Genomic DNA, 11,612 nt, shown 5'->3' on the forward strand with positions numbered 1-11,612 from the left:
CCTAAATCACCCGAAACTACTAACAAATCATTTGGTTTTGCAGTACTTCTATAAACCACCTTGTCTTTATCAACTTCACCAATAGCATTAATGCTTAATAATAATCCTTTTGTAGATGAAGTAGTATCTCCACCTACTAAATCTACGTTGTAATTTTTACAAGCTAAATAAATTCCATCATATAATTCTTCTAAAGCTTCAAGTGGAAAACGATTAGAAACAGCTAATGAAACCGTAATTTGAGTAGCAGTACCATTCATCGCATAAATGTCAGATAAATTCACCATTACAGCTTTATAACCCAAATGTTTTAAAGGCATATAACTTAAATCAAAATGAACTCCTTCAACTAATAAATCGTTACTAATTAACAATTGTTTTTTAGTTGAAATTACCGCAGCATCATCTCCAACTCCTTTAATCGTGGACTTTTGAGTGCATTTAAAATTTTTTGTTAAATGATTTATTAAACCGAATTCTCCCAATTCAGCTAATTTAGTGCGACTTTCATTTTTATTTTCTAACATTTCGCAAAGATAATTTTTTATAGGTAACATCTATTACTCTATTAGCGTAATCAATTCAAAATAATTGTTAAAAATGATTATTTGTACCTATATTTGCACTAATTTAGAATTAATCTATATAAGCAAATGATAAACGTATCGAACATAGCAAAAAAGAAGGTAGTTGAACTCATGAAAGAAGACGGGTTAAATCCTGATATTCATTTTGTTAGAGTTGGTGTAAAAAGCGGTGGTTGTTCTGGCCTTTCCTACGAATTAAAATTTAATAAAGAAAAACAAGAAGCGGATAAACTTTTTGAAAGTAACGGCGTTAAAATAATAGTGGATACAAAAAGTTTTTTATACGTTGCAGGTACAACACTTGAATATTCTGGTGGATTGAACGGAACCGGATTTGTTTTTAACAATCCTAATGCAGAACGCACTTGTGGTTGTGGAGAATCGTTTTCTCTTTAGTTTAAAAGTTGGAAAGTTAGAATGTTTAAAAGTAGAATGTAAATAAATGGCAAAATTAAATTCTTTTGAAGAAATCATAGCTTGGCAAAAAGCAAGAGAATTAAATTCAATTATATATGCAATAACAAATACTAACAATTCTTTTTCTAAAGATTATGGATTACGAGACCAAATAAGAAGGGCAAGCGTCTCTATCTCTTCAAATATTGCTGAAGGATTTGAACGTGAGACAACAAAAGAATTTATATGGTTTTTATATATTGCAAAAGCATCGGCTGGTGAATTTAGATCTCAGTTGTATTTAGCTTTTGATTTAGATTATATATCTAAAAATCAATTCGAAGAAATAAAATTAAAAATTAATGAAATTTCAAAGTTATTAAGCGGTTTTATAAAGTACTTAAAATCAACCTTATAAACTTTTAACTTTTCAACATTCAAAACTTATGAACAAGTTTACAGAAGACGATTTAAAAAAAGACCTTGAAAATAAAGAATATGAGTATGGGTTTTATACAGATATTGAATCTGATAAATTTCCTATTGGGTTAAATGAAGACGTGGTTATTGCAATTTCAAAAAAGAAAAACGAACCCGCTTGGATGACTGAATGGCGACTAGATGCTTTCAAAATTTGGAAAGAAATGAAAGAACCAGATTGGGCAAATGTAACCTATGAAAAACCTGATTTTCAAAGTATTAGCTACTATTCTGCGCCAAAAAAGAAGCCGAAATTAGAAAGTTTAGATCAAGTAGATCCTGAATTACTAAAAACCTTTGAAAAACTAGGTATTTCAATAGGCGAGCAAAAAAGATTAAGTAACGTTGCGGTAGATATAGTTATGGATTCTGTTTCTGTGGCAACCACATTCAAAAAGACGTTAAATGAAAAAGGTATTATTTTTTGCCCTATTTCAGAAGCTATTGAAAAACATCCTGAATTAGTAAAAAAATATATAGGAACCATTGTTCCAAAAACCGATAATTTTTATGCAGCTTTAAATTCTGCAGTTTTTTCTGATGGGTCATTTTGTTATATTCCAAAAGGCGTTACTTGTCCTATGGAACTATCAACCTATTTTAGAATAAATGAAAGCGGCACCGGACAATTTGAACGTACCCTTTTAATTGCAGATGAAGGCGCTTATGTTAGTTATTTAGAAGGATGCACCGCTCCACAACGTGATGAGAATCAATTACATGCTGCTGTTGTTGAATTAATTGCCTTAGATAATGCTGAGATAAAATATTCAACCGTACAAAACTGGTATCCAGGTGATGCTGAAGGAAAAGGCGGAGTTTTCAATTTCGTCACAAAAAGAGCTCTTTGTGAAACCAACGCAAAAGTATCTTGGACGCAAGTGGAAACTGGATCTGCAGTAACATGGAAATATCCTAGTTGTGTGTTAAAAGGAGACAATTCTGTTGGTGAATTTTATTCTATTGCCGTTACCAATCATCATCAACAAGCAGATACAGGAACCAAAATGGTACATCTAGGAAATAATACTAGAAGTACTATTATTTCTAAAGGAGTTTCTGCAGGAAAATCTAATAATTCTTATAGAGGCTTGGTAAAAGTTGGTCCAAGAGCTAGCAATGCTCGTAATTTCTCGCAATGTGATTCTTTATTAATGGGTAATGAATGTGGTGCACATACTTTTCCTTACATAGAATGTAAAAATAAAACAGCTCAAATTGAACACGAAGCAACTACTAGTAAAATTGGGGAAGATCAATTATTTTATTGTAATCAAAGAGGAATTGATACCGAAAAAGCAATTGCTTTAATTGTAAACGGTTTTAGTAAAGATGTGCTAAATAAATTGCCTATGGAATTTGCAGTAGAAGCCAAAAAATTATTAGAAATTAGTTTAGAAGGTAGCGTTGGGTAATATGAAAAATAAAAAAGTAATTATTTTAGGCTCATCCCGAAGTAAAGGAAATACGGCAAATGTGGTTTCTGCTATTTCAGAAAAATACAACATCGATATAATTGATTTAAATAATTATAATATTACCTATTATGATTATGAAAGCAAAAACTTAGGAGATGATTTTTTACCACTTATAAAATCAATTATAAATAAATATGATACACTTATTTTTGCAACACCCGTTTATTGGTATAATATGAGTGGCATTATGAAAGTGTTTTTTGATCGGTTTTCAGATTTAATAAGAGTTGAAAAAGAAACAGGAAGAAAATTAAGAGGTAAAAACATGTTTGTAATTTCAAATTCACACAACGATGAAATAGCTAAAAGTTTTTACATCCCATTTCAAAAATCAGCAGATTATTTAGGAATGAATTATACCGGTGAAATTCATTTTAATGCTGATAAAATTAACGAACTGAAAAATATAGAATTAATACAACTATAAAAATGTTAAAAGTAACTAATTTACACGCAAGTATAAACGATAAAGAAATTTTAAAAGGAATAAATCTTGAAGTTAAACCTGGAGAAATTCATGCAATTATGGGCCCAAATGGCTCTGGTAAAAGCACCTTGTCTGCTGTTATTGCAGGAAAAGAAGAATTTGAAGTAACTGAAGGGAATGTAACCCTTGATGGCGAGGATTTGAAAGATTTAGCTCCTGAAGAAAGAGCGCATAAAGGTATCTTTTTATCGTTTCAATATCCTGTTGAAATCCCAGGAGTTACCGTTACAAACTTTATTAAAACGGCTATTAACGAAACTAGAAAAGCTAATGGTTTAGACGAATTAGCAGCTAAAGATATGCTGAAATTAATTCGTGAAAAATCAGATTTATTAGAAATTGATCGCAAATTTTTATCTCGGTCATTAAATGAAGGGTTTTCAGGAGGAGAAAAAAAGAGAAATGAGATTTTTCAAATGGCCATGTTAGAACCTAAATTAGCCATTTTGGATGAAACGGATTCTGGTTTAGATATTGATGCTTTGAAAGTTGTTGCTAAAGGAGTTAACAAGTTAAAAAGTGATAAAAATGCTGTGGTAGTGATAACGCACTATCAACGATTACTAGATTATATAGTTCCTGATTTTGTCCACGTTTTATACAATGGTAAAATTGTAAAATCTGGTGGAAAAGAATTAGCATTTGAATTAGAAAAAAAAGGGTACGACTGGTTGAAATAATTATTAAAAGTAAACGGTTTGCAGTTACAGTAAACAGAAATTTATTTCCTGATTACTGAAAACTGAGACTGAAAACTCATAAAAAATGGATTTAAAAGAAAAATTAGTCTCTTCATTCTTAGCTTTTGAAAATGAAGGAAAATTAGACCTCGATTCTAATACACATGCCATTCGATTAGAAGCAATAAAATCTTTTGAAGCACAAGGTTTTCCAACTAAAGCAATTGAAGATTGGAAATATACCAATCTTAAACCTTTACTAAAACAAGATTATTGTTTGTTTCCAGAAACTAAAAATCCTGTTGGATTCAAAAATATTCGAAAATATTTATTAAATGATATTGAAACGTACACTTTAGTTTTTGTGGATGGTGTATTTAGTTCGTTTTTATCAACCACTACGCATGACGATTGTGATGTATGTGTGTTATCTTCAGCATTAAATCGTCCAAAATACAAAATGGTTGTGGACAATTATTTTAATAAAATAGCTAACAAAAATGAAAGTGTTTCTCAATTAAATACTGCATTTACTATTGAAGGCGCTTTTATAAATGTTCCTAAGAATACCATTGTTCCTAAACCGGTTCAAATTATTTATTTTTCAACAGGTAGTGAAAAAGAAGTAATGCTTCAACCAAGAAATTTAGTAATTGTTGGTGAAAATTCGCACGTACAAATCATTGAACGTCATCAAAATTTATCACAAGAAATTACTTTGACAAACGCTGTGACTGAAATTTTTGCAAATAAAAGAGCTGTTGTTGATTATTATAAAATTCAAAACGACACTAAAAAATCCTCTTTAATTGATAGCACTTACGTATCTCAAAAAATGCAAAGTGTTGCATCGGTTAACACCTATTCATTTGGCGGAAAAATAACAAGAAATAATTTAGAATTTTATCACGAAGGAGAAGGAATAACTTCTAATTTAAATGGCATTACAATTTTAAATGATAAACAACATGTAGATAATACCACATTAGTTCATCATAAATTTCCAAATTGCGAAAGCCATGAACTTTATAAAGGAATTTATTCTGATAAATCATCAGGTGTTTTTAATGGAAAAGTACTGGTTGAACGAAATGCTCAAAAAACTAATGCTTTTCAACAAAATAATAACATTTTAATTGATGACGGCGCAACTATAAATGCAAAACCTCAATTAGAAATTTTTGCTGATGATGTAAAATGTTCGCACGGTTGTACTATTGGGCAATTAGATGAAACTGCTTTGTTTTATATGCAATCTCGTGGAATCCCAAAAAAAGAAGCAAAAGCTTTACTTTTATATGCTTTTGGAAATGATGTGGTTGAAAAAATAAAAATACCCCAATTAAAAACAAAAATAGCAAAGTTTATTGCTGCCAAATTAAATGTAGAATTAGGATTTGATTTATAAAAAATTAACTTTAAAAATAAAAAAAAGTCGATAATTTAATTCTCGGCTTTTTTTTATGAAAAAGAGTTGCGGCTTTGGGGTTGATTGTATAGATCCCCCCACGGGCTCCATACAAAATTTTAATACCTTTCCACAACTCTTAATTGTTATTAGTATATATTTAAAAAGATTATTATTTATAAAAAGAGTTGTGGCTTTGGGATTGATTGATTTATAGATCCCCCCACGGGCTCTATAAGCAGTTTAATACCGTTTTAATCCACAACTCTTAATTTTTTTTAATTCAGGATTTCAGAATTTTTTACAACAAATTCAGTTCTTCTATTCTGTTGATGTTCATATTCTGAACACTTTACACCATTAGAACAACCATTAATTAATTTGGTTTCTCCAAACCCAACTCCTGAAATTCGAGTTGGTGAAATTCCCTTAGAAATAATATAATCCACGATTCTTTTGGCTCTTCTATCGGATAGCCATTTGTTATATTTTTCGCTAGCTCTTGAATCTGTATGTGAACCACATTCAATAATAACTTGAGGGTTTCGATTCATAATTTTAACAACTTTATTTAATTCCATAATATCTTTTTCTGCTAAATAAGAAGAATTGATATCAAATAAAATAGGTTTTATATTTATGATATACATTTCACGTAATTTTATAAAATCACCCTCTTCTATTTTTATTTTTAAAGCTGTTTCTTTTTCTATTTCAATTTTATTTTCTTTTTCAAACTGCATCAAATCTTTCTTAGAGAAGGACTTTGCGGTAGGACAAATTTCTGGGTATTTATCTTTTATAGCATCATAATTTCCAATTACAAATTCGATTCTTCTATTTAATTGATGTTCTTCTTCGCCACATTTAACTCCATTTTTGCACTTATTCAACAGCCTACTTTCACCAAATCCTTTAGCAGAAATTCTTTCAGCCTTAATTCCATGTGCAATTATATATTTTACCGTTGATTTTGCTCTTTTTGTGGATAAATAATTATTATATGTTGAAGTTCCTCTACTATCCGTATGAGACCCACCTTCCACAATTAGTTCAGGATATTTTAGCATTACAGCGACCACTTTGTCCAATTCTTCTTTTGATTGATTTCTAATATTCCATTTATCAAAATCAAAATATATATTATTAATTTTAACCATGCATTTACCACTATTAAGCACAAACTGATTTAAAGTCAATGTTAATGGAACATTTAAGTCTTCACCAGCAGAAACATAAATTTCTTTAGAATCATCTTCAAAATTTTTCTTATTTCCTAAAAGAATATAGTTTTCATTACATTTTACATCAAAATGGTATTTTCCTAAATTATCTGAAAGGACACTTGCTATTTCTTTTCCAGAGATATCTAATAATTTAACTTCTGAATCTGGTAATATTTTACCAGAATTTTTTTCTGTAACTACACCATTTACAAGTTGATTACATTCAAATTCAAATGGGATATTTTGGGTGAATGTATAAATATCATCATCTCCTTTTCCTCCTTCTCTATTTGATGAAAAATATCCTCTACGAGTTTCATAATTTAAAATAAATGAAAAATCATCTTTTGGGCTATTCATTGGTACTCCTAAATTTTGAGGGGCTCCAAATCCTTTTTCTGATATTTTTGAAACGTATAAATCCAATCCTCCTAATCCCTCTTTTCTTCCATCTGAAGAAAAATACAATTCATCGTTACCAGAAATTGAAGGAAACATTTCTCTTTTGGGAGTATTAATTTGAGATCCTAAATTTATAGGTTTCCCTATACTTCCATCCTTGCTAATTGAAGCTTTGTAAATATCGGTTTTGCCAAATCCTCCCGGCATATCTGAAATAAAATATAGTGTTTTTTCATCAGCACTTAATGTTGGGTGGCCGGTTTGATAGTTATCATTATTAAAAGGCATTGGGGTAATGTTTGTCCAAGCTCCTTTATTACTAATGGAGGCTTTATACAATTGAATTAAAGAAATACCTGTAGTGTCTTTTTTAATTTTACCATTAAAATAATTATTTCTTGAAAAATAAACAGTTTTTAAATCTTTAGTAAACGCAACATCTGATTCATGAAAACGAGTATTTAATTTATTTGAAAACTTTTTTACATTTATTAGTTGACCATCCTCAGCAATATCACCAATATATAAGTTTAGAAAAGGTTGGTTATTCCCTTTCCAATTATTTCTAATGATATAAGATTTTTTTGGGGAAGCAAACACCACTTTGTCTGCACCATAAAATGTAGTTCCAAAATTTGAATAACTATTATTAGCATTTAAATTTTGAATGGTATATCTATTATCTTGTCCATTAACCATAATAGTTAAAAGCAGAAAATATAATATTGCGATATTTTTGAGCATCATAATTTTTTTAAATTAAAAGAATCTTGGAGATTTAAAATCACCTCTTGATAAATCAACATCATATAATAAAAACACTTCATGAGATCCTGAATTGAAATCCCCTAAATTAGATAAAGTATAATCGTATGCATATCCAATTCTTAACGTAGGTGTTACTTTAAAATTAATCATTCCACTTACTGAATCATCCATTCGCCACGATAACCCTCCTTCAACAGTGCTTAATAATAAGGCGTTTAAGGATAAATCAATTGATAACGGAGATCCTTTAGCTCCTTTTAACATTATAGATGGTTTTAATTTTAAATTATCGGACATATTAAACACATAACCAGAGGTCAAAAAATAATGAGAGTTTTCAATTGCTTTACTTACAATACCACTCCTTTTTTCAAAGTGACGAGTTGCCAACATGTTTGGAACGGACAATCCAACATAAAATTTATCAGTATAATAAAAAGTTCCAACACCAAAATTTGGATAGGATTTATTTAAATTTTCAGCAAATAATGGGTCTTCGGTTTGAGATATTGATAATTTAAAAAAATCTATATTTTGAAAGGTAAACCCTCCTTTTAATCCAAAAGCTAATCTTGCATTGTCGGAAACTTGCAAAGTATATGAAAAATCAACATAAGCATTTTGCTCTTTAACTGGTCCTATTTTATCTGAAATCACAGAAAGTCCAAGTCCTACATTTTTACCAACTGGAGCATGAATAGCTGCAGTCATTGTTTTTGGAGCTCCACTAATACCTACCCATTGGGTTCTTCCAAGCAAACCTATGCTCAAAGTACCTTCTGATCCGGCATAAGCAGGATTTAAAATATTCATATTGTACATATATTGTGTGTACTGAGCATCTTGTTGACCAAAAGCCAAAGATGTTATCAAAACACATATTGTAAAAGTTAATATTTTTATTTTTTTCATAATAAATTAATTATTTTTTGTGAACTATTTTTTAAATTTTTCACTTTATAATTTTTATTTGGTCAAGTAAATATATCCTGAAACAGGTTTTCTATTGTTTTTGTTTAAATAAAGAATGTAGAAATAAGTACCTGCAGGTAACACCTCTCCTTTGTTTAAAGTCATTCTTCCATTTGATTTACCATCCCACCATATAGGTTTGTTATAAGAATCCCCATTATGCGTATAATCAAACACTACATTTCCCCATCTGTTAAAAATTTGTATTTGGTAATTAGGATAACAAAATTCAAGTAAATCAATGATAAATACATCATTATAGCCATCATTATTTGGCGAAATTCCATAACCTTCATATTTACTATTTTTTGAGCCTGGAAAATCTATAATACAATCAGCCAAAACACCTACAACAATAATAGTAACCGTAGCCGTATCGCAATTTCCATAAGCATCACATATAGTATATTCAAAGGTTTCATCGCCAATAAAATCAGCATTTAATTGGTAAGTTACAATATCATCACTTGGATCATTTGGTGTTCCATTATCATCTATAGTAACTGTTCCGTTTTCTGGTTGTTCTATTGTTAATGTACCTTCTGTAGGAATATTTGAGTCATTATCATATATAGAAATATCTATAGGCTCATCATTTTCCAATTCAACTAAATCATCTACTGCATCAATTACAGCTTTCACTGTGACAAAAACTGTTGCAGTTTCAAAAGTAGTTGTACCATCTACATTTGTAACCGTTACCGTGTAACTGAAAGAGTCAGTACCTACAAAACCTGTATTTGGTGAATAAGTCAGAGTCCCATCATTATTAATTATAACAGTTCCACTACTTGGTTCAATGATAGTAGTTATTTCATGATTTGTGCCTTCAAAGGAATCGTTTTCCAAAACATTAATAATGACAGGAATATTCATAAAAGTTGTGGCAGTGTCATCAACAATATCTTCCTCTGCTGAAATATTAACAATTACTTGAGCTGTTTCTTGTGTTATAGTTCCATCTGGTAAAGTAACCGTTACTGTGTATGTAAAGATATCAACACCGTTAAAATCAGGATTTGGGGTATAAGTTATAGTTCCATCACTATTAATTAGTACACTTCCATTTAATGGATTAGTTACGCCACTAAGTAAAATTGAATTATTTGAATTAAAGGTATCATTATCAAACACATTGATTGTAACTGAAACATCTTCATTAGTACTTGCAGAGTCATCTATAACATCTTGAATTCCATTCACTTGAATAGTTACCACTGCAGTTTCACAATTACCATCTAAATCACAAACTGAGTATTCATAACTATCATTTCCATTATAATCAGGGTTTGGAGTGTAGGTAATAGTTCCATCACTATTTATTACAATAGATCCATGATTCGGTGCAGAAACTTGAGTGACACTTTGTGAATTAATATTATTATCACAGTCAGTATCATTACTTAAAACTTGAGTTGTAACAGAAGTATCTTCCAAAGTACTATCTGAATCATCAAAAGCTATAGGGTTACTTTTTACCGTTACTATTTGATCACAAGTTGCTATATTTCCTGATCCGTCTGTTACGGTCCAAGTAACTATAGTTTCTCCTACTGGAAACGTTAATGGTGCATCATTTACTGTGGAAGCTACACTACTATTATCTGATACTGTTGGTGTTCCTAAAACTAAACCAGTTGCATCGCAACTGCCAGCATCTGAACTTACCGTTATCGGTGCTAAACATACGATTGTTGGATTTTCATTATCGGTAACCGTTACATTCTGTTCACAAGTACTAATATTTCCGTTAATATCTTCTACTGTCCATGTTACTGTTGTTGAACCTACCGAATATTGTCCAGAGACTGGAGCATTATTAGTCACATTAGCAACACCACAATTATCAGAGGTGCTAGGAGTCAATAAAGTTATTATTGCAAATGTTTCTCCTGCATCTACATTTACTGATACATTCGCAGAACAACTAATTGTTGGTGCTATATTATCTGTAATAACTACATTCTGTTTTTGTGTGCTGATATTTCCAACTACATCTGTATATGCCCAAGTAACTGTTGTGGTTCCCTGAGCTGTGATTGGTAAAGTAGCATCGTTGATTACTGTTACTATCGAACAATTATCCGTAGCTGTTGGTGGTGTTAAACTTATTACTTCACACTGTGCTGTTACATCTGTTAAACTTAATGCATCTGCAACTGGTGCTGTTGTATCTGTAATTACTACATTCTGTGTTTGTGTGCTGGTATTGCCAACAACATCTGTATATGTCCAAGTAACTTTTGTTGTGCCTTGGGTGTTGATTGGTAAACTTGCATCATTAGTTACGGTTACCGTAGAACAATTATCTGTAGCCGTTGGTGCTGTTAAACTCGTTATTGAACATTGTGCTGTTACATCTGATAAAGTTGCTATGTCCGCTACTGGTGCGGTTGTATCAGCTACAATTACTGTTTGGGTTTGATTGCTCGTATTTCCATTTCCATCATCATAAGTCCAGGTTATTGTGTAAGTTCCTTGAACACTATATGAAGTTGGATCTGTTGTTGTTCCTGTGATGGTTCCTTCGCAATTGTCCGTTGCTGTTGGTGCGGTTACACTTGCTGAACATTCGCCTGTTGCATCTGATAAAGTTGCTATGTCCGCTACTGGTGCGGTTACATCAGCTACAATTACTGTTTGGGTTTGATTGCTCGTATTTCCATTTCCATCATCATAAGTCCAAGTTACGGTATAAGTACCTTGAGCGTTATAAGTGGTTGGATCT

The 11,612-nt window shown here is 30.9% G+C and carries 10 protein-coding genes; 6 read left to right on the plus strand and 4 right to left on the minus strand.

Annotated features, from left to right (window positions below):
* A partial coding sequence (locus QM495_RS05220; RefSeq protein ID WP_408671056.1) for a thiamine-phosphate kinase occupies positions 1–527 on the minus strand: 527 nt, incomplete at its 3' end.
* Between the two features lie 126 nt (positions 528–653).
* Between QM495_RS05220 and QM495_RS05225 the strand changes: the two genes are divergently transcribed.
* The 6 genes from QM495_RS05225 to sufD all read left to right on the plus strand — a co-directional run bounded on the left by QM495_RS05225 (position 654) and on the right by sufD (position 5,516).
* Complete coding sequence (locus QM495_RS05225; RefSeq protein WP_408671057.1) at positions 654–983, plus strand: HesB/IscA family protein; 330 nt, start codon at positions 654–656, stop codon at positions 981–983.
* A 46-nt stretch (positions 984–1,029) separates the two neighbouring features.
* Positions 1,030–1,401, plus strand: coding sequence for a four helix bundle protein (locus QM495_RS05230; RefSeq protein WP_408671058.1), 372 nt, complete (start codon positions 1,030–1,032; stop codon positions 1,399–1,401).
* A 28-nt stretch (positions 1,402–1,429) separates the two neighbouring features.
* Entirely contained in the window at positions 1,430–2,878 is a 1,449-nt protein-coding gene (sufB, locus tag QM495_RS05235) for a Fe-S cluster assembly protein SufB (protein WP_408671059.1), read from the plus strand.
* A 1-nt stretch (position 2,879) separates the two neighbouring features.
* Positions 2,880–3,368 (plus strand): flavodoxin family protein, encoded by a 489-nt coding sequence (locus QM495_RS05240; RefSeq protein ID WP_408671060.1) that lies wholly within the window; start codon positions 2,880–2,882, stop codon positions 3,366–3,368.
* Between the two features lie 2 nt (positions 3,369–3,370).
* A complete protein-coding gene (gene sufC, locus QM495_RS05245; RefSeq protein WP_408671061.1) occupies positions 3,371–4,108 on the plus strand; it encodes a Fe-S cluster assembly ATPase SufC in 738 nt (245 codons plus the stop codon).
* 85 nt (positions 4,109–4,193) lie between these two features.
* The gene (gene sufD / locus QM495_RS05250) at positions 4,194–5,516 is read left to right on the plus strand and encodes a Fe-S cluster assembly protein SufD (RefSeq protein WP_408671062.1); all 1,323 of its coding nucleotides are present in this window, start codon (positions 4,194–4,196) and stop codon (positions 5,514–5,516) included.
* Positions 5,517–5,794: 278 nt separating this feature from the next.
* Here the strand turns inward: sufD and QM495_RS05255 are convergent, their stop codons facing one another.
* From QM495_RS05255 to QM495_RS05265, 3 genes are all read right to left on the minus strand, one after another.
* Entirely contained in the window at positions 5,795–7,888 is a 2,094-nt protein-coding gene (locus QM495_RS05255) for an OmpA family protein (protein WP_408671063.1), read from the minus strand.
* A 15-nt stretch (positions 7,889–7,903) separates the two neighbouring features.
* A complete protein-coding gene (locus tag QM495_RS05260; protein ID WP_408671064.1) occupies positions 7,904–8,824 on the minus strand; it encodes a type IX secretion system membrane protein PorP/SprF in 921 nt (306 codons plus the stop codon).
* A 54-nt stretch (positions 8,825–8,878) separates the two neighbouring features.
* Positions 8,879–11,612, minus strand: a 2,734-nt coding sequence (locus tag QM495_RS05265) for an Ig-like domain-containing protein (RefSeq protein WP_408671065.1), incomplete at its 5' end; no start/stop codon positions are given.

Origin of the sequence: Lutibacter sp. (genome assembly GCF_046055765.1) — a bacterium.
In the GTDB taxonomy this organism is placed as follows: domain Bacteria; phylum Bacteroidota; class Bacteroidia; order Flavobacteriales; family Flavobacteriaceae; genus Lutibacter.